This is a genomic window from Campylobacter sp. W0066.1, assembly GCF_024723635.1.
GTDB lineage: Bacteria > Campylobacterota > Campylobacteria > Campylobacterales > Campylobacteraceae > Campylobacter_D > Campylobacter_D lari_C.
Genome location: NZ_JANQCW010000004.1, coordinates 58,987 through 81,449 on the forward strand (window position 1 = coordinate 58,987; position 22,463 = coordinate 81,449).

General features: G+C 28.4%; 24 protein-coding genes. 16 read left to right on the plus strand and 8 right to left on the minus strand.

Features of this window, described 5'->3' with window-relative positions:
* Nucleotides 1-2 precede the first annotated feature (2 nt).
* From CAMP18497_RS02435 to fliP, 6 genes are read right to left on the minus strand one after another with little or no spacing between them, the layout of a single operon-like run.
* Entirely contained in the window at nt 3-743 is a 741-nt protein-coding gene (locus CAMP18497_RS02435; RefSeq protein WP_337212362.1) for an efflux RND transporter periplasmic adaptor subunit, read from the minus strand.
* Nucleotides 740-1,996: a TolC family protein gene (locus tag CAMP18497_RS02440; RefSeq protein WP_337212363.1), complete on the minus strand. Its 1,257-nt coding sequence runs from the start codon at nt 1,994-1,996 to the stop codon at nt 740-742. The genes CAMP18497_RS02435 and CAMP18497_RS02440 overlap by 4 nt, the downstream gene beginning before the upstream one ends.
* 35 nt (nt 1,997-2,031) lie before the next feature.
* A complete protein-coding gene (locus tag CAMP18497_RS02445) occupies nt 2,032-2,604 on the minus strand; it encodes an anthranilate synthase component II (RefSeq protein WP_337212364.1) in 573 nt (190 codons plus the stop codon).
* Entirely contained in the window at nt 2,601-4,349 is a 1,749-nt protein-coding gene (locus CAMP18497_RS02450) for a bifunctional anthranilate synthase component I family protein/class IV aminotransferase (RefSeq protein WP_337212365.1), read from the minus strand. Before CAMP18497_RS02450 ends, CAMP18497_RS02445 begins: the two co-directional genes overlap by 4 nt.
* A gap of 8 nt (nt 4,350-4,357) precedes the next feature.
* On the minus strand, nt 4,358-5,269 hold the full coding sequence (locus tag CAMP18497_RS02455; protein ID WP_337212366.1) for an AEC family transporter: 912 nt from the start codon (nt 5,267-5,269) through the stop codon (nt 4,358-4,360).
* Nucleotides 5,270-5,278: 9 nt separating this feature from the next.
* Nucleotides 5,279-6,013 carry a flagellar type III secretion system pore protein FliP gene (gene fliP, locus CAMP18497_RS02460; protein WP_012661688.1) on the minus strand — a complete coding sequence of 245 codons (735 nt, stop codon included), beginning with the start codon at nt 6,011-6,013 and terminating at the stop codon, nt 5,279-5,281.
* Between the two features lie 137 nt (nt 6,014-6,150).
* On the opposite strand from fliP, the gene glmU reads away from it, so the two are divergent.
* The 7 genes from glmU to truA are packed head-to-tail and all read left to right on the plus strand — an operon-like array spanning nt 6,151 to nt 12,392.
* Nucleotides 6,151-7,443 carry a bifunctional UDP-N-acetylglucosamine diphosphorylase/glucosamine-1-phosphate N-acetyltransferase GlmU gene (gene glmU, locus CAMP18497_RS02465; RefSeq protein ID WP_337212367.1) on the plus strand — a complete coding sequence of 431 codons (1,293 nt, stop codon included), beginning with the start codon at nt 6,151-6,153 and terminating at the stop codon, nt 7,441-7,443.
* Nucleotides 7,440-8,603 carry a bifunctional phosphopantothenoylcysteine decarboxylase/phosphopantothenate--cysteine ligase CoaBC gene (coaBC, locus tag CAMP18497_RS02470; RefSeq protein ID WP_337212368.1) on the plus strand — a complete coding sequence of 388 codons (1,164 nt, stop codon included), beginning with the start codon at nt 7,440-7,442 and terminating at the stop codon, nt 8,601-8,603. The genes glmU and coaBC overlap by 4 nt, the downstream gene beginning before the upstream one ends.
* Nucleotides 8,600-9,220 carry a hypothetical protein gene (locus CAMP18497_RS02475; protein WP_337212369.1) on the plus strand — a complete coding sequence of 207 codons (621 nt, stop codon included), beginning with the start codon at nt 8,600-8,602 and terminating at the stop codon, nt 9,218-9,220. The genes coaBC and CAMP18497_RS02475 overlap by 4 nt, the downstream gene beginning before the upstream one ends.
* Before the next feature lies 1 nt (nt 9,221).
* Nucleotides 9,222-9,890, plus strand: coding sequence for a polyprenyl diphosphate synthase (gene uppS, locus CAMP18497_RS02480; protein WP_263674584.1), 669 nt, complete (start codon nt 9,222-9,224; stop codon nt 9,888-9,890).
* Nucleotides 9,887-10,636, plus strand: a complete 750-nt coding sequence (locus tag CAMP18497_RS02485) for a prepilin peptidase (RefSeq protein ID WP_337212370.1) — start codon at nt 9,887-9,889, stop codon at nt 10,634-10,636. Before uppS ends, CAMP18497_RS02485 begins: the two co-directional genes overlap by 4 nt.
* Nucleotides 10,633-11,658, plus strand: coding sequence for an LptF/LptG family permease (locus CAMP18497_RS02490; protein WP_337212371.1), 1,026 nt, complete (start codon nt 10,633-10,635; stop codon nt 11,656-11,658). Before CAMP18497_RS02485 ends, CAMP18497_RS02490 begins: the two co-directional genes overlap by 4 nt.
* Nucleotides 11,658-12,392, plus strand: a complete 735-nt coding sequence (gene truA / locus CAMP18497_RS02495; RefSeq protein ID WP_337212372.1) for a tRNA pseudouridine(38-40) synthase TruA — start codon at nt 11,658-11,660, stop codon at nt 12,390-12,392. Before CAMP18497_RS02490 ends, truA begins: the two co-directional genes overlap by 1 nt.
* Here the strand turns inward: truA and CAMP18497_RS02500 are convergent.
* Together CAMP18497_RS02500 and CAMP18497_RS02505 are read right to left on the minus strand one after the other, a co-directional pair.
* Complete coding sequence (locus CAMP18497_RS02500; RefSeq protein WP_337212373.1) at nt 12,346-13,224, minus strand: EamA family transporter; 879 nt, start codon at nt 13,222-13,224, stop codon at nt 12,346-12,348. The genes truA and CAMP18497_RS02500 overlap by 47 nt on opposite strands.
* A 1-nt stretch (nt 13,225) precedes the next feature.
* Nucleotides 13,226-13,678 (minus strand): methylated-DNA--[protein]-cysteine S-methyltransferase, encoded by a 453-nt coding sequence (locus CAMP18497_RS02505; protein WP_337212374.1) that lies wholly within the window; start codon nt 13,676-13,678, stop codon nt 13,226-13,228.
* A 109-nt stretch (nt 13,679-13,787) separates the two neighbouring features.
* On the opposite strand from CAMP18497_RS02505, the gene CAMP18497_RS02510 reads away from it, so the two are divergent.
* The 9 genes from CAMP18497_RS02510 to CAMP18497_RS02550 all read left to right on the plus strand — a co-directional run bounded on the left by CAMP18497_RS02510 (nt 13,788) and on the right by CAMP18497_RS02550 (nt 22,390).
* Nucleotides 13,788-15,035 carry an ankyrin repeat domain-containing protein gene (locus tag CAMP18497_RS02510; RefSeq protein WP_337212375.1) on the plus strand — a complete coding sequence of 416 codons (1,248 nt, stop codon included), beginning with the start codon at nt 13,788-13,790 and terminating at the stop codon, nt 15,033-15,035.
* Nucleotides 15,032-15,778, plus strand: coding sequence for an SDR family NAD(P)-dependent oxidoreductase (locus CAMP18497_RS02515; RefSeq protein ID WP_263736412.1), 747 nt, complete (start codon nt 15,032-15,034; stop codon nt 15,776-15,778). Before CAMP18497_RS02510 ends, CAMP18497_RS02515 begins: the two co-directional genes overlap by 4 nt.
* A 16-nt stretch (nt 15,779-15,794) precedes the next feature.
* Nucleotides 15,795-17,507 (plus strand): Na+/H+ antiporter NhaC family protein, encoded by a 1,713-nt coding sequence (locus tag CAMP18497_RS02520; protein ID WP_337212376.1) that lies wholly within the window; start codon nt 15,795-15,797, stop codon nt 17,505-17,507.
* The gene (gene trmA, locus CAMP18497_RS02525) at nt 17,508-18,548 is read left to right on the plus strand and encodes a tRNA (uridine(54)-C5)-methyltransferase TrmA (protein ID WP_263674577.1); all 1,041 of its coding nucleotides are present in this window, start codon (nt 17,508-17,510) and stop codon (nt 18,546-18,548) included.
* 135 nt (nt 18,549-18,683) lie between these two features.
* Nucleotides 18,684-19,025, plus strand: coding sequence for a MarR family winged helix-turn-helix transcriptional regulator (locus tag CAMP18497_RS02530; RefSeq protein WP_263677298.1), 342 nt, complete (start codon nt 18,684-18,686; stop codon nt 19,023-19,025).
* A gap of 10 nt (nt 19,026-19,035) precedes the next feature.
* A complete protein-coding gene (locus tag CAMP18497_RS02535; RefSeq protein ID WP_263677282.1) occupies nt 19,036-20,208 on the plus strand; it encodes an MFS transporter in 1,173 nt (390 codons plus the stop codon).
* 68 nt (nt 20,209-20,276) lie between these two features.
* Nucleotides 20,277-20,636, plus strand: a complete 360-nt coding sequence (locus CAMP18497_RS02540; RefSeq protein ID WP_052243414.1) for a CoA-binding protein — start codon at nt 20,277-20,279, stop codon at nt 20,634-20,636.
* A gap of 2 nt (nt 20,637-20,638) precedes the next feature.
* A complete protein-coding gene (gene ilvA, locus CAMP18497_RS02545) occupies nt 20,639-21,850 on the plus strand; it encodes a threonine ammonia-lyase (RefSeq protein WP_337212377.1) in 1,212 nt (403 codons plus the stop codon).
* A gap of 48 nt (nt 21,851-21,898) precedes the next feature.
* Nucleotides 21,899-22,390 (plus strand): PAS domain-containing protein, encoded by a 492-nt coding sequence (locus CAMP18497_RS02550; protein WP_263677284.1) that lies wholly within the window; start codon nt 21,899-21,901, stop codon nt 22,388-22,390.
* The last annotated feature ends 73 nt before the right edge of the window (nt 22,391-22,463 follow it).

The following is a 22,463-nucleotide window of genomic DNA, read 5'->3' on the forward strand; positions in this document are numbered from 1 at the left end:
GATTAATCCTTGGTGATGATTTTTCCTTCTCCAAAAGAACCTGGAGTAAAGTTTAAGGCCTCAACTTCTGCATAAATTTTTCGTGTTTTTATGTCTATACTTGGATAAATAAGTGTGATTTTGCCTTGATATTCTTTTTCATTTGAGTCTATTTTATAAATAAAAATATCATCAATTTTTACCTTATCTTTAAATTTTTCATCAAAACTTAAAAGCAATTTTACTTTTGGATAAGAAAAAAAATCAAATAAAACATGAGAAATTCCCCTAGCTCCATCGCCTATGTCAATATATTTGTTAGAAATAATCCCATCATAAGGTGCTTTTAGGGTTTTTTTATCGATTAAGTCTTTGTAATGTTGTATATTTAAAAAGGCTTTTTGTTGCAAGCTTTGTGCTTTTTGAAACTCAAATAAAACATTTTCATAACTTTGCTTATCTATAACTTCTTGTACCTTTTTAAATTTTTCTAAAGAACTTTTAGCATGTTCTAGTGCAAGAGTGGCAAGTTTGTATTCATTTTGTGCTAATTTTAAGGCTATTTGCTCGCTAGAATCTTCAAGTTTAAGTAAAACTTGATCTTTTTTTACCTTATCATTAACATTCACATAAATTGCTTTAACTATACCAGCACTTTGCAAGGATAATTTTGATTGATTTTGTGCAAGCACATCAAAACTAGCATAAATTTCTTCAGCTTTTAAAGCGAGTAGAGAAAATAAAGTTAGAAATACCAGTTTCATTCTAAAACCTTTGTTTTTATATCAATTCCAGCTGTAAAATAATACCTTGCTTTTGTAATTTCATATTCATTTTTGGCTAGTTCAAGCTGACTTTGACTTTTGTATTTTAATTCTAATGCATTTAGGTATTCTACATATGAGCAAAGTCCTGCGGTGTATTTTTTCTCAATAGCCTCAAAAGCTAAGTTAGCTGCTTTGAAACTTGCATTTAATGCTTTTATTTTAACTTTAGAAATTTCAATTTCTTGTAAAAGATTATCTAGTTCTATATTTACTTTTCTTTTAGTTTTTTCAAGCTCTAATTGAGTGATTTTACTTGTATATTTTTGAGCTTCTAAGGCTTTTTGATTAGCGCCAAAATCAAAAATTTTCCACTCAAAAGCTAAAATAAAACGATTGCTTTGCCCATGTTCTTTTAAAAAGCTTTCGCTTGTTGATTTTAGCTCATGCGGTAATTTAGGATTGTAGTTCATATCATAAAAACTAAAACTATTTTGTAAAAATATTTTTGGAAACAACTCAGCTCTAGCAGAGTCTATTTTTAAATTTTCTAAATTTAATTTTTCTTGCATAAGGGCTATTTCATAGCTTTTGTTTTTTTCTGCACTTGGTTCTTGTAAAATATTTTGAAAAGAAGGCGTAAAATGCGTTTTGCTAAGATTATAAATTTCATTTTTTAATTCATATAGTTTTAATTCATTTTGAGCCAATTCATAAGAGCTTAACTCAAATTTTGCTCTTATGCTCTCAAGCTCACTTTGGCTAGCAAGTCCAGCTTGGTAAAAATTTTCTAAGCGCTTGAGTTGATTTTGCAGAGTAATTTCTTTTTGTTTATCACTTGCTATAATACTTTCTAAACTAAGATAATTAAAATACAAAACACTAGCACTAAGTGCCATATAATTTGCCGTGTTTTCTTTTTCAAGATGAGCAAGTTGTTTTAGACTTTGCATGCTAGCGATTTTTGCTTCTCTATTACCCCCATCAAAAAGTAAAAATTTAAGCGAAAGAGTACTCATTAGACTTTCTTGGGGTTCTATGATAAAGCGATCTTTGTTTGAGCCAAGATAAGAAACACCTAAATGTAAACTTGGCAAATAAGCATTTTGCACGCTTTCTTGTTCTAAAATACTTTTTGAAAATTGGAGTTGCTTTTGTAAGTAATTTTCATTGTTTAAACTTAAATCTATAAATTCTTTAAGATTATTAGCTAGCAAAAATAAGGGCAAGAAAAGTAAATATAAAATTTTCATTTTTAAACTTTTTGTTTTATTATAGAAAATATAACTTAAAGTAATGATAAAGCAAGAAAATTTTTAAGTAGCTTTTTGCCATTTTGACTTAGTATGGCTTCAGGATGAAATTGAACTCCATAAATGTCGTATTTTTTATGTTTTAAAGCCATGATGATATTATCTTCACTTTGGGCTAAAATTTCACATTTTTTACCTATATGGCTAACATAAAGAGAGTGATATAAACAAATTTTAAAATTTTGTTCAAGATTTTTAAAAAGTGGGTTTGGTTTAAATTTTATAGTTTTTACCTTACCATGAGTTGGATTTGGAAGTTTAGAAATTTTACCACCAAAAACATGTGCTATGCATTGGTGTCCTAGACAAATTCCAAGAATTTTTTTACCTTTTTTAAAATATTTTACAGCTTTTAAGCTTAACTTTGATTCTTTTGGAGAATTTGGTCCAGGGGAGATTAAAAGATGGGTAAAATCATATTTTTTAAGCTTTTTTGGGTTTTTAAATTTATCGTTTTTGATGATTTTATAAGTAATATTTAATTCTTTTAAATAAAAGGCTATGGTATAGGTAAAAGAATCATAATTATCTATAATCAAAACTTTCACAAAAACACCCTTTTTAAGCCTCTTAAAGAATTTATAGTATAAATTTCTTTAGCATTTAAAAGCTCATCTTTAGTGATATCTTTTTCTTTGATGAGCTTATGTTTTAAGAGTGCTTGTCTATAAATACCATTGAGGCAGTTTTTAGCATAAGGAGTAAAATACTCATCATTTAAATTTATGATAATGTTAGTTCTTGAACCCTCGCAAAGCATGCCTTTTTCATCAAAAAAAACTATATCATAGCAAATGTTTTCTTTCCATAGATGAGAATTTGCTTCATATAAACTACGCAGAGAAGTTTTATGGTGTGTTAAAAGATTTACTTTTACGATATCTTTACTTATGAGTAGTTTTTTGCTTGAATTTTCTTGTATATTGCTAAAATCAAACTCATAAAGGCCATTTTTAAAAAGTTTTAATTTAATAGCTTTTGAACCTTTTTGAGTAAAATTACTTTTTGTAAAAAAATGATGATGGTTGAAAACAAAATTATTAAAATTTTGTAAAGATTTACAATGGAATTTTTTATCTTTGCTATCTAGTATATTTTTAAAATCATGCATTAATATTTGAGTATCAAAGCCAAAAAAATTAGCTGAGCTTAAAATTCTTTGTAAATGTTCTTTGAAAAATAAAATAGAATGATTTTTATAATACATTGTTTCAAACAAGTAAAAGTTAGGTTCTAAAATTTTGCTTTTTAGTTTTAATTCTTCAAATTCATCTTGTTTTTGTGAGTCCCACACAAGCCCACTTCCCACACCATATCTTAAAAAATCATTATTATTTTTTTTCTCTAAAGTGCGTATAGCTACGCTAAATTTTGCTTTGTTTTTATGGATTAAGCCTATAGCTCCACAATAAATTCCGCGTTTTCTTTGCTCTAAATTTTCTATGAGTTTAATGGTTTCTATTTTGGGCGCACCTGTGATGGATCCACATGGAAAAAGGGCTTTGAAAATTTTAAAATAATCATTTTTTTGCTTTAATTTTCCGCTTATTTTTGAAATGAGTTGGTGTAAGGTAGGATAGGTTTTAACCTTAAAAAGTTCGCATTTTAAAGAATGTTTTTTGATGAGTTTTGAAATATCATTGCGTAATAAATCAACTATCATTACATTTTCGCTAATGGTTTTTTCATCGCATTTTAAAAAGTTTTTTAGATTTTCATCTTCTTTTGGATTATTTGAGCGTTTGATTGTGCCTTTCATGGGTTTTGTGATGATTTTTTTATTTTTGATTTTAAAAAAAAGCTCAGGTGAAAATGAAGCTAGTTCTAAAAATTCATTTTTCATATAAGCTTTATAAGGGGTATTTTGCTTAGGATAAAGGCTTAAAAAACTCTCATACATATTAAGATTTGATTGTAAGTGTAATTCTTGAGTGAGATTAACTTGATAACTTTGGCCTTTAGCTATAGTATCTTTAACTTTGTCAAAGTTTTCAAAATACTTTTCTTGGTTTAAATTGGATGAAAAACTTGGATAAAAGTCTAAATTTTTTTCTTCGTTTGTAAAGATTTTTTTTGATTTAAAAGCAAAAAAATATAAAAAAGGCTCTTTACTTTTATAATTTTTATCTTCTAGATATTTATAAAATTCATATTGAATATAACCTAAAAAATAATATTGATTTTTGTATTTTTCTATGATTTTAAAAGCTTTTTTACTTTCTTTTTGAGTGTGAGCTTTAAGAGTAAAAGCAAGATCATCATAAAGATATTTTCCAAAAATAGCAAATGCCATTTATATCCTTAGCTTAGAAAATATACCCAAATAGGTAAAGAAATAAAGGCAAAAACTATACCAAAAGCCACAGAACTAACCGCTAAATTCGTATCAAGTTTTGCTTTCATAATCATAGCTGCAACCATTGTCATAGTAGGCATAGCTGATTCAAGTAAGGCGATGATAGAGCTAGGATTTAATTTGAAATTTAAAAGCTTTAAAAGCACTAAAAAGATTAAAGGTGTGAGTATCATTTTACCAAAAATGACTATTATAGTTGCTTTATAAGAAGTTTTTATACTTAAAAAGCCTAAATTTAAACCTATGGCAAAAAGCGCTATAGGTGTGGCACTAGCTCCAAGCATACGCAAAGGTTCAAAGATAAAATCAGGAAGTGTGGTAAACTTAAAACAAAGTCCTAAAATCAAAGCAACAAAAGGTGGAAAAGTAAAAACTTTTTTAAGATTTTGTAAAAAGCTTACTTTTTGCTCACTAGCTAAAGATATGATAAAGGGAGCAAGCAGTGCCACTGGCAAAGAAGTAGCAAGTGCATCATAAAGGATAATCTCGCCTAAAAAATGAGAATCTTGATAAATTCCACTAATGATAGGTATACCTACAAATAAAGTATTTCCAAAGCTAGAAAGTAAAAAAATACTTACAAGAGTGCTTTTGCTAAATTTAAAGCAAAGAGCTAAAAATACACAACATAATGCTGAAAAAATAGCACAGCCCAACCCAAGCAATATAATAACAATTAAAGAAAAATCAAAATTTAAATGATAAGCACGCTCAAAAATCAAGCAAGGCAAGGCAAAAATAATAGCAAAATCTAAAAAAGCACGCGCTTGTTTTTGTTTTAAAATTTTGATTTTTTTAGCAAAATATCCACCAAAAAGCAAACAAAATATACTAAATAAGGAAGAAAAAATATACATTTTATTCTGCTAGGTTAAAAAGCTTTTGACTAAATTTTGTATGAGTAAATTCCATCCATCCACAAGCACAAATATCAAAAGTTTAAAAGGCATAGAAATCATAACAGGAGGCAGCATCATCATACCCATAGCCATTAATACCGAGCTTACTACCATATCAATAACCAAAAATGGCAAGAAAAGTAAAAAGCCTATTTCAAAAGCAGTTTTAAGCTCGCTTATCATAAAGGCTGGCACTAAAACTGTTAAAGGCACATCATCTATGGTTTTTGGATTTTCTAAATTTCTAATCCTATAAAAAAGCGCTAAGTCTTTTTCCCTAGTGTTTTTTAGCATAAAATCTTTAAAAGGCTTAACACCTTTAGCAAAAGCTTCTTCATAACCTATTTGTTCAGCGATATAGGGTTTTATACCTTCGTTGTATGATTTTGTAGCCACAGGCTCCATAATGAAAAAAGTTAAAATCAAAGCTAAGGTAACCAAAATAGTATTTGGTGGCATAGTTTGAGTACCAAGGGCTGTTCTTAAAAAAGAAAATACTACAACAAGTCTTAAAAATGAAGTCATTACAAAAACAATGGTAGGAGCAAGAGCTAGTATGGTTAAAACTATGACTATATTTAGGGTTGTTACGAGTTGTTGTGGGCTATTTGGAGCACTAAGACTTAAATTTACAGTTGGTATGGTTGCTTCAGCGCCTAAAAGAGCCAAGCTTGATAAAAATAAAGCTAGTAAAACCCTCAAAATATTTCCTTGGTTAAAATTAAAAGCATTATTTTAGCAATTTTACTCTTAAAAGAATAAAAATGATTTTATAAAAAATAATAATTTTTACTTTAGCTTGTTAAAATAAGCAATAATTTTTAAAACAAAGGTAAATTATGAAAATTTCTGTGCTTATTTTGGCTGCTGGACTTGGCACGCGTATGAAATCACAAAATCCAAAAGTGCTTCAAAAAATTTGCTCAAAAGCAATGATTTTACATATTTTAAAACAAGCATATAAAATTAGTGATGATGTATGTGTGGTGCTTTCTCATCAAAAAGAAAAGGTTGAACAAGTTGTTTTAGAGCATTTTCCAAATACACGCTTTTTAGAGCAAGACTTGCAAAATTTTCCAGGTACTGCAGGGGCTTTAAGGGGTTATGAGAGTAAGCATGAAAAAGTTTTGATTTTATGTGGCGATATGCCTTTGGTTAAAGCAGATGATTTAGAAAAAATAGCTTTAAATGAGAGTGATTTTAATGTGGCAGTTTTTGAGGCAAAAGATCCAAAAAGTTATGGAAGAATAGTATTAAAAGAAAATAAAATTCAAAAAATAGTAGAAACAAAAGATGCAAGCAAAGAAGAACTTGATATAAACACCTGCAATAGCGGTGTTTATGCTATAAAAGCACAAATTTTAAAAGAAGTATTACCTTTGATAAAAAATGATAATAAAGCTAAAGAGTATTATTTAACCGATGCGGTTTATTTAGCAAAAGAAAAGGGCTATGAAATCGATGCGGTGTTTGTAAATGAGCAAGATTTTATGGGGGTAAATGATAAAATTGAGCTTTGCCTAGCTCAAGATCTTATGCAAGAAGCGATTAAAAAAGAATGGATGAAGCAAGGAGTGATTTTTCACATGCCTGCGACGACTTTTATTTCAGATGAGGTTGAGTTTGTAGGTGAGTGTGAAGTATATGAAAATGTGCGTATAGAAGGAAAATCAAAAATCATTAATTCTATCATTAAAAGTTCAAGTGTGATTGAAGATAGTATAGTGGAAAATAGCGATGTAGGGCCTTTGGCGCATTTGCGTCCAAAATGTCAGCTTAAAAATACCCATATAGGAAATTTCGTAGAATGTAAAAATGCTTTATTGAATGGAGTTAAAGCAGGGCATTTGAGTTATTTAGGAGATTGTGAGATAGATGAGGGTACTAACATAGGTTGTGGTACTATCACTTGTAATTATGATGGGGTTAAAAAGCATAAAACTAAAATAGGTAAAAATGTTTTTGTAGGTTCAGATACACAATTTATCGCTCCGGTTGAGATAAAAGATGAGGTAATCATCGCAGCAGGAAGCACTGTGTGTAAGGATGTAGAAAAAGGTTCTTTACATATTAATAGGGCAAAAGTGCAAATCATAGAAGATTTTTACTATAAAAAACTAGGTAAAAAATGAAAACAATCTTACTAGCAGTAAGTGGAAGCATAGCCTTTTATAAAGCTTATGAGCTTATTTCTTTATTAAAAAAAGAAGGTTTTAGGGTTAAAGTTTTGCTAAGCTTGGGAGTTTTAAAATTTGGCACTAAGCTTAGCTTTGAAGCTTTAGCGGATGAAATTTTATGTGAAGATAATGAAAGTTGGCAAAATACTAATAATCATATAGCCTTTAGCAAGACTTGTGATTGTGTGCTTTTTGCGCCTGCTAGTATAAATTCTATTAATAAATTAAACTATGGTATAGCAGATAATTTATTTATTCAAACTTTAATAGCAGTAGATAAAAATAAACCATTTTTAATCGCACCCGCTGCAAATACAAACATGTATTTGCATTTTAGTACTCAAAATTCTTTAAAAAATTTAAAAGAACAAGGCTATATTATCATTGATCCTATAGTTAAAACTCTAGCTTGTAAAGATGAGGGTTTGGGGGCTTTGGCTGAGCTTGATAGCATTATAAATGCTTTAAAAAGAAGCTTAATGCAAGAAGATTTTTTTAAAGATAAAAGTTTTATTGTAAGCGGTGGTGGGACTAAAGAAAAAATTGATGATGTAAGATGTATTAGTAATTTTTCAAGTGGAAAAATGGCAAAGGCGGTTGCTGATGCTTTATATTTTTTAGGTGCTAAGGTGGTGCTAGTTAGCTCAGTAGAGTTTAAAACACCTTATAAATTAGAAAAATTTAAATCTTCTTTAGAACTAAAAGAAAAATTGCAAAAATACAAAGATTTTGATGCTTTAATTATGGCTGCTGCTGTGAGTGATTTTATTCTAAAAGCTTACAAGGGTAAGATTAAGAAAGATGAGTATTTAAACGGACTTGATTTAAAATTAAAGCTGAATGAAGACATCTTAAAAAATTTAGATTTTAAAGGCAAAAAAATAGGCTTTAAGATGGAATTTGACGCGCAAAATGCTTTAGAAAATGCTAAAAAATCTTTAGTTAGTAAAAATTTAGATATGGTGTGTTTAAATGTCTTAAATGAGCAAATGAACTTTGGAAGTGATGAAAATAGCATTTGTTTTATCACTAAAGATGGCATCTCTCAAAGTTCTAAACAAAGCAAAGAAAAACTTGGCTTTGTTTTAGCACAAGAATTAAGGAAACTTTGGTGAATATTATCAATTCTACCTTACCTGTAAGAATGCAAATTTTAGAAAAACGCGCATATAATCGCTACGTATTGCTTTTAAACACTAAAAAGCTTGAAACAAAAAGTATGATAGAGCTTGAAGTAGGGGAGGAATATTTAGCTGAAGTTTATGAAGACAAAGGTGTAATTTCTTTTAAAAATCTTTTGAAAAAGCCTAAAATTAGACTTTTTGAAGAAGGAACCGAACTTATAGAAAAGCTTTTGCAAGAAGGTGATGAAAAAGCTTGGTATAAAAAATTCATTATTCAAAGGCTTATGGAAAGCAAAAGTGCGTATGAGTTTGAAATTTATAAGGAAATGTTTTTTGCATTTTTTGAAGGAATTTATCATATACCTTTTGTTTATGAGGGCAATAGGGCTTTGTTTGAAGCTAAGAAAAGTGGAAATATTTTAGAAGTGTATTTGTATTTTGAAATTTTTGGTGCTTTAAAAATTATAATTGATAATGGTAAAATCACACGCATACAAACACCTTTTGCCAAAGTAGCACATTTTTTAAACGAGTATTTTAAATTTGAAGTAGTTAATACGCTTAATCCTATGTTTGTTTTTAAAAGATTGATGGATATAAAGGGATAGAATGAATGAGTTAAAACATCTTGCTGTAGTAATGGATGGCAATAGAAGATGGGCTAGAAAAAATGGACTTTTAGAAAAAATTGGCTATAGTCAAGGTGCTAAAGTTGTTGAAAAAATCATAGAAGTATGTATAGATGAAAAAATTCAAAATCTAACCCTTTATGCTTTTAGTACAGAAAATTGGCAAAGACCAAAAGAAGAAGTGGAGTTTCTTTTTAAACTATTAAATAAATATCTTGATGAGTCTTTAAATAAATTTGTAGCCAATGAAGTGCGTTTTAAAGCCATAGGAAATTTAAGTCTTTTAGATGAATTAACCTTAAAAAAAATACAAAATTTTCAAGAACAAACTAAAAACTACACAAAATTATGCGTTAATTTAGCTATTTCTTACGGAGGTAAGGATGAAATAGTTAGAGCGGTTAAAAAAGTGATTGAAAAAAATCTTGAAATTAACGAAGCAAATATACAAGCAAATCTTGACTTAAGCGAGGATGTGGATTTGTTTTTAAGAGTAGGGAGTGCTAAAAGAATTTCAAATTTTTTATTATGGCAATCAAGTTATGCAGAAATTTATTTTAGTCAAACTTTATTTCCTGCACTTACTAAAAAGGAAATCGCAAATATTATTACTGAGTTTAAAAAACGCAAAAGAACCTTTGGTAAATGATATTTTTCTTTTTATTACTAGGACTTTGTGTTGGTTCTTTTGTCAATGTTTTGATTTTAAGAACGATTAATAAAGAAAGCATAATAAGTCCAAGATCAAAATGTCCTAAGTGTCTTAAAACTTTGAAATTTTATCATCTTTTTCCTTTGTTATCTTTTGTATTTTTAAAAGGCAAATGTGCTTTTTGTAAGGAAAGAATTTCTTTGATTTATCCTTTTAATGAATTTCTTTGTGCGTGTTTGTTTGTCTTTGCTTTTTATTTAATCGAAGATGTTTTTCAAATTTTAATTTTTGCTTGTATGCTAGCTATATTATTAGCACTTTCCTGGATGGATTATTATCTAAAAGCAGTGAGTGAGCTTTGGCTTTGGATTTTATTTATTTTAGCTTTTTGTTTTGATTTTTTGCAAAATGGTTTAAATTTAGAGGATTTTCAAGATAGCTTTTTATTTCGAGTGTGTTTTGGGGCGGGGTTAATTTTCATACTAAAAAGTGTGATTAATTTTATTAAAAATTTTAAAAAAAGAGATGAAATTTTAGAAAGTTTAGGGGAAGGTGATGTTATAATAATAGCTTTGATTTTTGGAATTTTTGGCTATGAAAAAGGCTTTTTGATTTTATTTATTGCAAGTTTTTTAAGTCTTTTGATGTTTATAAAAATAGCCAAGAAAGATTATCAAATGCCTATGATTCCTTTTTTATTTTGCGGAATTTTGATTAATCTAAGTGTAGAAAGTATATTATGAAACTAGTTTATAAGTATTTGCTTAATCAGTTTTTAAGCACAATGTTGTCTTTATTTTTTACTTTATTTATTATTGTTTCGATTATATTTTTTATACAACTTGCTAAAATTACTGCTTATATTGAAATTACTTTTTTTGAATTAATCAAATTATATATTTTTCTTTTACCAAAGATATTGATTTTTACTTTACCCATATCTTTTTTCATAGCTTTGACTTTGGCCTTTTATAGACTTTCTAGGGAAAATGAAAGCACGGTGTTGTTTGCTTTGAGTATAGCTCCAAGTATGATAGCAAGTTTTTTTGCAAAAATTGCAGCTTTGGTAAGTGCTTTTATGCTTTTGGTGGTTTTGGTTTTTATACCTATATCTTTTGAACTTTTTGATAATTTTGTAGATTATAAAAAAATTAGCGCTAAAGTAAGTATAAAAACAGGGGAATTTGGACAAAGATATGGAGAATGGCTTGTTTTTATCGATGCTAAAAATTCTGATGAAACTTATAAAAATATCATAATGTATCATCCAAAGAAAAACCCACAAGATAAAGAACAAGTGATTTTAGCCAAAGAAGGAAAGTTAGAAACAAATGATGGGGTTATTACTTTTAAGCTAGATGAGGGAAAAGCTTATGAGATTAAAGAAGAAGATTGGCATATTTCTAGTTTTAAAAATTTATTAATTAAAAGCAAACTTTCTTCTAAAGAATTAAATACTCAAAGTTTTTATGGGTATTGGTCTGATATAACAAGCAATAAAGAAAAAGCAAAAGAATTTGTTATTTATATTCTTATAGCTTTATTCCCTTTAGCTAGCGTGCTTTTTGCACTCTCTTTTGGTATAGTAACTTATCGTTATGAAAAAGGTTTTGCTTATTTTGGAATTTTTGTGATTATTTTTGCTTATTTTACGCTTTTGATTAGTTTTTATAATCCTCCTTTTGTAGCTATTGCTGTGATTTTTTCAAGCTTTTTAATTACTTCTTTGTTTTATTTTAAAGCAAAAATTGCAAGTAAGTATTAATGCTTTTAAAATTAACTTTTTCTTATGATGGTTCTAAATTTCAAGGTTCAGCCACCCAGCCACATAAGCTTAGTGTCCAAGATACCTTAGCGCAGGCCTTGTCGCATTTGGGTATTTATGAAAAGCCTTTATTTGCTTCAAGAACTGATAAAGGTGTGCATGCATTTAATGCAGTCGCTTGTGTAAAAGCGGGAGAGCATTTTAAAGATTTTGTATATTTAAAAAATAAAATCAATCATTTTGCACACCCATTTATACATATAAAGCATATTCAAAGAATGCAAGAAAATTTCCAGGTGCGTTTTGATGTGCAAAAAAGAGCATATCGCTACATTATAAGTCATGAAAAATATAATCCTTTTTTAGCCTCTTATGTGTATTTTTATCCAAAAATAAATATTAAATTAGCCAATGAAATTGCATTTTTATTTGAAGGAGAGCATGACTTTAAACTTTTTCAAAAAGAAGGCTCTGATAATAAAACAAGCATAAGAAAAATGTATAAAACTAGAGTTTATGCTTATAAAAATTACACTGTGTTTTATTTTGAAGCAAATGGTTTTTTAAGATCGCAAATTAGAATGATGATGGCAAGTATTTTAAAAGTATTAGAAGGAAAAATGAGCCAAAATGAGCTTTTAGAACAAATTAATGCTAAAAAAGCTCATTGTAGATTTTTAGCTCCTGCTAGTGGTTTGTATTTGAGTAAGATTTCTTATTATAATAATGCATGATTTTTTTATGTATAAAAAATGAAAAAAGAATGATTAAAGTCCCCATGCAAAAAGGTAGCAACTCTACATCTACTCCAAAAATACTCATGTTGATAAAAATACTTATAGGTATAATGGCATTATTCATCAAGGCTAAAACTCCACTATCTACTTCAGTAGAGCCTTTATTCCATAAAAAATATCCAAGTCCTGAAGCAATAGTCCCAAGATAAATCAAGGCTATCCAAGAACTTAAATTGGATGGTAAATTATTATAATCTCCAAAAAATAAAAATGCAGGTAAGGTTATACTGGTTGCGCCTAGATAAAAATAAGCAAAAGCTTCTTTTTGGCTTAAATTTGTATTTTTTTCTAATAAAATTTTATAAAAACTTTGTCCAGCTCCAAATACTAAATTAGCCCCTTGAATAAGTAAAAATCCATATAAAAAATTAGAGTTAATATTATCAAATTTAACTACAAAAGCACCCATAATGCATATAAAAATACTTATAAAATATAAATATCTAAGATTTTTTGAAAAAAGCCCATAAAAAAGCACAACGTAAAAAGGTGTAAAAATCGTAAAAAGCGCTACTTCGCTTACACTTAAATATAAAAAAGAATGATAATAAAATAAATTCATCACGCCAAGTTGTAAAGCTCCAATGCTTATGAGTTTTAATTTTAAATGCAAATTTAGCTTAAAATTTAAAAAAGGTAAAAATACCAATAAAGACAAAAAAACTTTTGCAAATGCTGCAAAAAAACTATCCATTTCTAAGGTAATAAAATGTCCAATTAATGGAAAAGAAAAAGCCCAAATAAAACTTGCTAGCAATAAGCTTGGCATTTTAAAGTGCGCCTTCTAATTTAAGTAAAGCCTCTTTGATAAATAAACCACCATTGTATCCACCTAAGTGATTTTTAGCTACTACTCTATGGCAAGGTATAAAAATTGCAAGTTTATTTTTAGAATTTGCATTACCTACTGCTCTAAAAGCCTTTGGATGATTGATAAAAGAAGCAATTTCTTGATAAGTTTTAGTTTGCCCATAAGGAATTTTTATCAAAGCTTTATATACTTTTTGCTCAAATTTGCTTCCCTGAAGAGCTAAGGGAGTGTTAAAAGTAAAAAGCTTTTTGTTAAAATAAAGGTCTAGTTCTTCTAAGGCTTGTTCTAAAACAAGGTGTTTATCTTTGGTAAAATCAGGCTTATATATAGTAAAATCAACATTAATAAGCTTATCTTTATCACTTTGTAAAAGAATATAAGCAAAACTAGCTTTATAAAAACTTTGATACATATTTTTCCTTATTTAAAAGCAAGCATTGTATGAATTTTAAATTAATTAATTGTTATTAAAGCAAAAATTTAGTTAAAATAGTGATTTAATTTATATTCAAGGAAAATATTTGAAGATTTTATTATTTAGTTTGATTATAAGTTTAAATGCTTTAGCTTTGGATTATAGTTGTGAGTATGTTAAGGAAAATAAGACTAATTTTTTCAAAGAATTTGAGCCAAAAAATACACAAGATTTTGCTCAAGTGGATTTAAATTGTGCTTTTTCTTTAAAAAACCATCAAATCACAAAAAGATTATATGAGCTTGCTAATGAAATTAGAGGAAGCAATAGTGCTTGCATGGGTGGAGAATATTTTAGTGATTTGAGAAAATTTGATTTTAAATTATTAGAAATTGCACTTGATCCACAAGGCTATCAAAAGACTTTACAAGATCCTATAATACTTGAAGAAAAATTTGCAAAATTAAAAGCGTATTTTAGATTTTGGGCTTATCAAAGCATTGGAAATTTTAAACTTTTCAAGGAATTTTGGAAAGAATATAATAATGCGATTAATCCTTTAACAAGATATTTTCAAAAGGAATTTAATTTAGATAAAGCAAGTGCAATTTATTTTGCTAGTAATGCTTTGAATGAATTTTTAAATTGGGCAGTTGGCGAGACTAAAATTTTTAAAGATATTTCAGATTTTGAAAAATTTGTAGCTAATAGAAATAATTCTTTAGAGCAGATTAAAGAGTATATTTATACTAAAAAAATTAGTAATTTAGAATTAAACAATGGTTTTAAATCAGCTTTGTTAAATAATAGAGAAAGTGAGATTATAAGAGAATTTATCAAATTGGGTGTAAAAATAAATGAAGGTTATGAATCTGCTTTATTTTTTGCACTAGATAATGCAGAAAATGTTAAGCTTTTGCTTGAAAATGAAGCGGTGGTTGATTATAAAAATTCTTTTGGAAAAACACCTTTGTTTTATGCTGTTGAATATAACAACTATAAAGTTGCCAAGCTTTTGCTTGAAAATGGTGCAAATGTAAATCAAAAATACATTAATGATAATGAAAAACTTTCTATTGCTAGTATGGGAAGTAATACGCCATATTTTATCACCTTATGTGCACTTGAGCATACTTCTAAAAATATCTTTATGCATGGAGCAAATTATGCTGATGTAAAAATGCTTAAACTACTTATAGATTATAAAGCTAATTATAAAGAAATAGATGATTTAGGATTTAATGCTCTTGATTTTGCCATCATTGCAAAAAAAGATGAAAATATTAAATTTTTAAAAAAACTTGGTTTAAAAGAAAATGAAAATTTGATGTTATATGAAGAGGCGCAACCATGAAAATTGCTTTAATAACAGGGGTAAGTTCAGGTTTTGGATTAGAAAGTTTAAAAGCTTTGATAGAGCTTGATTATAAGGTTATAGCCATAGCAAGACGCAAAGAAAGATTGGAAAAACTACAAGAGCTTTATGGGGATAAAATTTATCCTATCGTGCTTGATGTTAGAAATAAACAAGCAGTTTTTACAGCAATTGAAAATTTACCTCAAGATTTGCAAAATATTTCTTTGCTTGTTAATAATGCAGGTCTTGCTTTGGGTTTAAATGAGTTTGATTCTTTGGACATTGAAGATATTGAAGCCATGGTAGATACTAATATCAAAGGCTTTTTATACATAGCAAGAGCTACTTTACCTTTACTTAGAAAGGCAAAAAATGCTCATGTGATTAATCTTGGTTCAATTGCGGCAAATGTGCCTTATTATGGAGGTAATGTTTATTGTGGAACTAAGGCTTTTGTGGCACAATTTTCTAAAGCCCTAAGAACGGATTTGCGCGGAAGTAATATAAAGGTAACAAATATTGCTCCAGGACTTTGTAAGACTGAATTTAGTGAAGTTAGATTTAAAGGTGATATTAAAAAAGCCGATGAGGTTTATGAAAATACTAAATATATTAAAGCTGAAGATATAGCAAAAATTATTACTTTTATTATTAGCTTGCCTGAGCATATTAATATTAACGAAATTGAACTTATGCCTGTGACTCAAACATGGGCAGGAACTTTTAGCGAGAAAATATAAAAACTTAAGGAAAAATATGAAAATTTTTTATTTATTATTAGCTCCTTTATTGTTATTTGCTGATGCACAAGCAAATGCAGAACTTTTTGGAGTTTGGACGCTTTTACCACCGGTGATAGCTATTATTTTAGCTTTTATTACTAAAGATGTGGTGCTTTCGTTGTTTATTGGCGCATTAAGTGGTACTTTTATGCTAGGACTTATTGAAAATAGCATTTATCATGCTATTATTGCTTCTTTTACAGGCTTTATTTCTAAAGTGGTAAATGCTATGGCAAGTCCGGGTAATGCAGGAATTTTATTACAAGTTTTAACTATAGGCGGGGTTGTAGCTCTTATTACTAAAACAGGTGGTACAAAAGCAGTTGCGGTTTGGCTTTCTACTAAAGCTAAGCAGGCAAAAAGCTCACAATTTGCTACTTGGTGTATGGGGATTTTTATTTTCTTTGATGATTATGCTAATTCATTAATCGTAGGTCCTATCATGCGTCCAGTGACAGATAAATTTAGAGTAAGTCGTGAAAAACTTGCTTTTATCATGGATGCAACTGCAGCGCCAATTACTGGTCTTGCTATCATTTCTACTTGGATAGGACTTGAAATTTCTTTAATTCGTAGCGGATATGATTTAATCGATAATGCAACTTTTGCGCATTTAGGTATAGTAAAAGAAGAAATCAATGCTTTTGAAATCTTTGTACAAACCTTACCTTATAGATTTTATAATCTTTTTATGCTGATTTTTGTTGTTTTAACTATTTATACAGGTAGAGAATTTGGACCTATGTTAAAAGCTGAGCTTAGAGCTAGAGCGGGTAAATTTTCGCATGGTCATGAGCAAATTGATAATATAGAAGATAAGGTTTTAGAGCCAAAAGAGCATGTGAAATTACAAGCTTCTAATGCCATTATACCTTTAGCTGTTTTGATTGTATTTTCATTTATAGGTTTTTATTTTAGTGGTTATAATGCCCTAGATGATGCGAGTATTAAAGCACAAATTGATGCAGCACCGCTTAGTTTATTTGCCTTTAGAGAAACTTTTGGTGCAGCTGATGCTTCTGTAGTATTGTTTCAAGCAGCACTTTTAGCTACCATAGTAGCTATTATTTTAGGAATGTATAGAAAAATATTTACTTTAAAAGAAGCTATTGCGGTTTGGACTCATGGTTGGAGAACTATGATTATGACTGTGATTATTTTACTTTGTGCATGGTCGTTAGCTTCTGTGATTAAGGATTTAGGAACTTCTAAATATTTAATTGATTTATTTTCAGATAAAACACCTATTTACTTGCTTCCTACAGCAATTTTTATTTTTGCTTCTATTATTTCTTTTTCAACAGGAACTAGTTATGGGACTATGGGTATTTTAATGCCTTTAGCTATTCCTTTAGCTATGGCTGTTGGGGTTCATAATGAATTAAGCGGAGCAGAGTTGCACCAATATATGATTATTAATATTTCAGGGGTTTTAACAGGAGCTATTTTTGGAGATCATTGCTCGCCAATTTCTGATACTACGATACTTTCATCTATGGGAAGTAAGTGCGATCTTTTAGCTCATGTTAGCACGCAAATGCCTTATGCTTTGAGTGTTTGTACTATTAGTATTCTTTGTGGTTATTTACCAGTAGCACTAGGACTTAATGTATGGCTAGGGCTTGTTTTTGGAATCTTAGCTATGATAGCTTTACTTTTTGTAGTTGGCAAAAAGGTAGATGCGTAAATGCATTTTGAAGAAAAAATTGCTTTAAATAAAGCATTGTTTTCTTCTTTATATGATGGAGAAATTCAGTGCTTTGAATCACCTTTAAAAGCTTATAGAACTAGGGCAGAATTTTCTATATATCATCATGAAAATGGGGAAATTTCTTATGCAATGTTTGAAAATAAGAAAAAAATTCCTATTGAAAAATTTGATATAGCAGATGAAAAAATTCAAAAACATATGCCTATTTTATTAAACAATCTAAATGAAAATTTAAAACAAAAGCTTTTTGGAGTAGAGTTTTTAGCTACAAAATTAGATTTAAGTATAACTTTACTTTTCCATAAAAATATAGAGCTAATTGCACAAGATTTACAAGAATTAGCAGAAAAATTAAATCTCAAACTCATAGCAAGAAGCAGGGGTAAAAAACTTATATTTAATGGGGAGAATTTAAGACAAGCTTTAAAAATCAATACAAATGAATTTTTATATGAGTTTAATAATGATTGTTTTATCCAGCCTAATACTTTTATCAATGAAAAGATGATTGAATGGGTTATATCTTGTATTGGAAGTGATTTTAAGCAAGATTTATTAGAGCTTTACTGTGGTTATGGAAATTTTACCATAGCTTTAGCAAGAAATTTTAACAAAGTTTTAGCAACTGAAATTTCTAAAAAAAATATCGAATTTGCTTTAAAAAATTGCGTTTTAAATTCTATTGAAAATATAACTTTTACAAGGCTTTCTAGTGAAGAGTTAAGTCAAGCTTTGAAAAAAGAAAGAGAATTTAACCGCTTAAAAGGCATAGATTTAGATAGCTTTAAAATATCTCATGTCTTGGTTGATCCTCCAAGAGCAGGGCTTGATCTAAGTGTGATTGAACTTATTAAAAATTATGAAAATATCATTTATATTTCGTGCAATCCTATCACTTTAAAAGAAAATCTTGAAATCTTATGTCAAAGTCATGAAATTTTAAATTTAGCCTTTTTTGATCAATTTGCCAATACTCCTCATCTTGAATGTGGGGTGCATTTAAGAATAAAAGCTTAGTATAAGTTAGAATTTATACAAGCTTTGTTATTATAAAAATAGTTGATTTAATCAATTAATTTTTATAAAGGATTTCTTATTTTATTTCAAAAAATTACTTATACAAATAGAAAAATACTCTATAAAGTCAATGAAATTTTAAAACCCTTTGGACTAAAATCAAGTGATTGGAGGGTTTTTGTATATTTAAATCAGCATGGCTATAGTACTTTAGCTCCAATATGTGAGTTTTATCAGATGGATAAAGCTATACTTTCTAGAGTTGTTTCTAAATTAGCAAAACTTGAATATATAGAGTTTTTAAAAGCAGATGATAAAAGAGAAAAAATCATTACTTTAAGCGCTAAAGGTAAGGAAATTTTTTTAGATGCAAATGCTCATATAAGAAAATATGAAAGAAATGTTTTAGATATCTTAGATGTAAAAGATCAAGAAAGACTTTTAAAATTACTTGATTATATCAATGAGAAAATTTAAAAGGTTTTTCATGGGATTAAGTAAAAAATATAATTTATTTAATGTAAATTTTTTCTGTATTTTTGGGATAAATTTTGCTATTTGTCTTGTTTTTTATATGAGTACTATTTCTAGTACAGATTATGTTTTAGGTGTTTTAAACCTTCAAACTAGTACCGCAGGTCTTATTATGGGAGCTTTTGTTATAGGTGCTTTGCTTTCTAGACTTTATTTTGGTTCTATAATCGATGATGTTAATATAAAAAAGGTTATAGTATTTTCGCTTTTGTTTTATCTTTTTATTAATTTGATGTATTTGAAATTTTATAATGTATATTTTTTGATTTTAATACGCTTTTTAGCAGGGGTTTGTTATGGAATTTGCTCTTGTGCTTGTGGGGCAGCTATTGCTAGGATAATACCTAGCAATAAAAGAGGAGTTGGTATAGGATATTATGCTACAAGCGTTGTTTTAACTTCAGCCTTAGGGCCTTTTTTGGCTATAAAACTTGACTCTATCAATCAATTTTGGCTTAGTTTTTTAATAGCTTGTTTGAGTATTGTCTTTGCATTAGTTTTATCTATTTTTTTAAAAGTAAGAAGATTTAAAAAACATCATCATACAAAAAGAAAATTTAGTATTTATAATTATTTTGAAAAATCAGTTTTAAATTTAGCCTTAGTGACTTTTTTACTCGCATGTCCTTTTGGTGCTATTATAGCTTATATGAGTGCTTATACCCAAAGTTTAAATTTAGCTTTTGCTGGATCTATGTTTTTTGTAATATATGCTGGATTTTCTATGGTTTTTAGACCACTTGCTGGTAAAGTGTTTGATAATTATGGTGCTAACATTGTGATGATTTTTTCCTTTTTGAGTTTTATAGTATGTTTGCTTTTGCTTGCTTTTGCATTAAATTTTTATATGATTATTTTAGCTGGAGTTTTTTGTGCGTTAGGTTATGCTAATGCTACTTCAAGCGCTCAAGCTTTAGCTATAAAACTTGCACCTAAAGAAAAAATGGGCTTGGCTAATTCTACGTTTTTTATAGCCTTAGATTTTGGTATAGGAGTAAGTCCTTATTTGCTAGGCATTATAGAGCCAAGTATAGGTTTTGCTAATGTTTATGCTTTTTGTGCTTTATTGGTTGCAATGGCTTTGATTTTGTATTGTTTATTGGTTGTAAAAAAAGCTTCTTATTAATATGATTTTAGATACAATGCTTTAAAAAGGAAAAAGCATTGTGTGATAGTTATAAAATACTAAGTACTATGAAAAATATAGCCATCATAGGACTTAGCCCTAATCAAGATAAACCTTCTCATTTTGTAAGTAAATATTTACAAGATTTAGGTTATAAAATTTATCCCATCTATCCTAAAGAAGATTTTATTTTAAATGAAAGAGTTTATAGAAACTTAAAAGAAATCCCTTTTGAGGTTGATACGGTTGTAATGTTTAGAAAAGCAAGTTTTGCAAATGAAATTTTTGAAGATCTTTTGAGTAAAAAGATTAAAAATTTTTGGATGCAACTTGGCATTATCAATGAAGAAATAATGCAAAAATGTAAAAAATATGGTATAAATTGCGTTCAAGATCGTTGCATTAAAATAGAACTACAAAAAGGATAATCATGGTTGAATTAAATAAAATTTATCAAGCAAAACAAAAAATTGCAGATTTTGTATTAAAAACCCCTTTTGTGCATTCTTCTTTTTTGAGTGAGTTTTTAGAAACTGATGTTTTTTTAAAATGTGAAAATTTGCAAAAAACAGGTGCTTATAAAATCAGAGGAGCTTATAATACAATAGCTAATTTAACTAAAGAACAAAAACAAGCAGGTGTAATAGCTGCAAGTGCAGGAAATCACGCACAAGGAGTAGCAATTAGTGCTAAAAAATTTGGCATAGAAGCTGTGATTGTTATGCCTGAAGCTACGCCTTTATTAAAAGTAAGTGCGACTAAAAATTTAGGTGCAAAAGTGATTTTAAAAGGGGATAATTTTGACGAGGCTTATGCATATGCACTAAATTATGCTAAAGAACATCATTTAAATTTTATTCACCCTTTTGAAAATGAAAGTATTATAGCAGGGCAGGGCACTTTAATGCTTGAAATGCTTGATGAAATAAGTGATTTGGATATGATTTTAGCTCCAGTTGGTGGGGGAGGTTTGATTAGTGGAGTGGCAAGTGCTGCTAAGCAAATTAATCCTGCTATAAAAGTCGTTGGAGTGAGTGCTAAGGGAGCTCCTGCGATGTATGAGAGTTTTAAAAGCAAAAAAATGATTAATTCAAAAGCTGTTAGAACTATAGCTGATGGTATAGCAGTGCGTGATGTGAATAAAATTAATTTTGATATTATTCTTGAATGTGTTGATGATTTTATTCAAGTTGATGATGAAGAGATAGCTAATGCAGTATTGTATTTACTTGAAAAGCATAAAATTACAGTCGAAGGAGCAGGAGCATCAGCAGTTGCCGCACTTTTGCATAAAAAAATAGATTTGAAAAACCATAAAAAAATCGGAGTGATTTTAAGTGGTGGAAATATCGATGTGCAAATGCTAAATATCATTATAGAAAAAGGTTTATTTAAAGCTTTTAGAAAAATGCTTATTAATGTTACTTTGATTGATAAGCCGGGTGCTTTGAGTGCTTTAAGTGATGCTATTAAAGAAGCTCAAGCAAATATAGTTAAAATTGATTATGATAGATTTTCAACTAAGCTTGAGTATGGCGATGCGATGATTTCAATCACTCTAGAAACTAAAGGAAAGGAGCATCAAGAATTAGTTAGAAAGATACTTTATGATAAAGGTTTTAATTTTAATGAAATTTTATGATATATTAAATATAATATTTTTTAAATAAAACCAAAAAAAAGGGTAAAAGTGCCACAAGAGAAAATTTTAGAACCAGATACATTGATAACTTCTAAAACAGATTTAAAAGGAGATATCATTTATGCTAATGATGATTTTTTAAAATATGCTGGTTATAAAATGAATGAGATTTTGTATAAACCACATAATATTGTGCGTCATCCTGATATGCCAAAAACGGTTTTTAAGTGTTTGTGGGATTATATACAAGATGGAAAAGAAATTTTTGCTTTTGTAAAAAATAAAACCAAACAAAATGATTATTATTGGGTTTTTACTAATGTTACAGCCTCATTTGATGATCAAGGAAATATTATAAATTATTATTCAGTAAGAAGAAAACCTAAAAGAGAGGCTATACTGGTTATAGAGCAAGTTTATAAGGTTTTATTAGAAACTGAAAAAACTGGAGGTATAAAAGCTGGAGTGAATGAACTTATGAAGATAGTTAATTCTTATGGTATGAGTTATAATCAGCTAATTTTAGAGCTTCAAAAATAATTTTATAAAAATATTTAAAAAATGTTTTTTAAAAAAAGGCATAATAAGTCTGATTAATTTAAATTTAAGGAAA

Excerpts from the sequence above, each read along its gene's own strand:
- CAMP18497_RS02435 (WP_337212362.1), bottom strand. The coding sequence starts at position 743 with ATGAAACTGGTATTTCTAACTTTATTTTCTCTACTCGCTTTAAAAGCT.
- CAMP18497_RS02440 (WP_337212363.1), bottom strand. The coding sequence starts at position 1,996 with ATGAAAATTTTATATTTACTTTTCTTGCCCTTATTTTTGCTAGCTAAT.
- CAMP18497_RS02450 (WP_337212365.1), bottom strand. The coding sequence starts at position 4,349 with ATGGCATTTGCTATTTTTGGAAAATATCTTTATGATGATCTTGCTTTT.
- CAMP18497_RS02455 (WP_337212366.1), bottom strand. The coding sequence starts at position 5,269 with ATGTATATTTTTTCTTCCTTATTTAGTATATTTTGTTTGCTTTTTGGT.
- glmU (WP_337212367.1), top strand. The coding sequence starts at position 6,151 with ATGAAAATTTCTGTGCTTATTTTGGCTGCTGGACTTGGCACGCGTATG.
- coaBC (WP_337212368.1), top strand. The coding sequence starts at position 7,440 with ATGAAAACAATCTTACTAGCAGTAAGTGGAAGCATAGCCTTTTATAAA.
- uppS (WP_263674584.1), top strand. The coding sequence starts at position 9,222 with ATGAATGAGTTAAAACATCTTGCTGTAGTAATGGATGGCAATAGAAGA.
- CAMP18497_RS02485 (WP_337212370.1), top strand. The coding sequence starts at position 9,887 with ATGATATTTTTCTTTTTATTACTAGGACTTTGTGTTGGTTCTTTTGTC.
- CAMP18497_RS02490 (WP_337212371.1), top strand. The coding sequence starts at position 10,633 with ATGAAACTAGTTTATAAGTATTTGCTTAATCAGTTTTTAAGCACAATG.
- truA (WP_337212372.1), top strand. The coding sequence starts at position 11,658 with ATGCTTTTAAAATTAACTTTTTCTTATGATGGTTCTAAATTTCAAGGT.
- CAMP18497_RS02500 (WP_337212373.1), bottom strand. The coding sequence starts at position 13,224 with ATGCCAAGCTTATTGCTAGCAAGTTTTATTTGGGCTTTTTCTTTTCCA.
- CAMP18497_RS02505 (WP_337212374.1), bottom strand. The coding sequence starts at position 13,678 with ATGTATCAAAGTTTTTATAAAGCTAGTTTTGCTTATATTCTTTTACAA.
- CAMP18497_RS02515 (WP_263736412.1), top strand. The coding sequence starts at position 15,032 with ATGAAAATTGCTTTAATAACAGGGGTAAGTTCAGGTTTTGGATTAGAA.
- CAMP18497_RS02520 (WP_337212376.1), top strand. The coding sequence starts at position 15,795 with ATGAAAATTTTTTATTTATTATTAGCTCCTTTATTGTTATTTGCTGAT.
- trmA (WP_263674577.1), top strand. The coding sequence starts at position 17,508 with ATGCATTTTGAAGAAAAAATTGCTTTAAATAAAGCATTGTTTTCTTCT.
- CAMP18497_RS02535 (WP_263677282.1), top strand. The coding sequence starts at position 19,036 with ATGGGATTAAGTAAAAAATATAATTTATTTAATGTAAATTTTTTCTGT.
- CAMP18497_RS02540 (WP_052243414.1), top strand. The coding sequence starts at position 20,277 with ATGAAAAATATAGCCATCATAGGACTTAGCCCTAATCAAGATAAACCT.
- ilvA (WP_337212377.1), top strand. The coding sequence starts at position 20,639 with ATGGTTGAATTAAATAAAATTTATCAAGCAAAACAAAAAATTGCAGAT.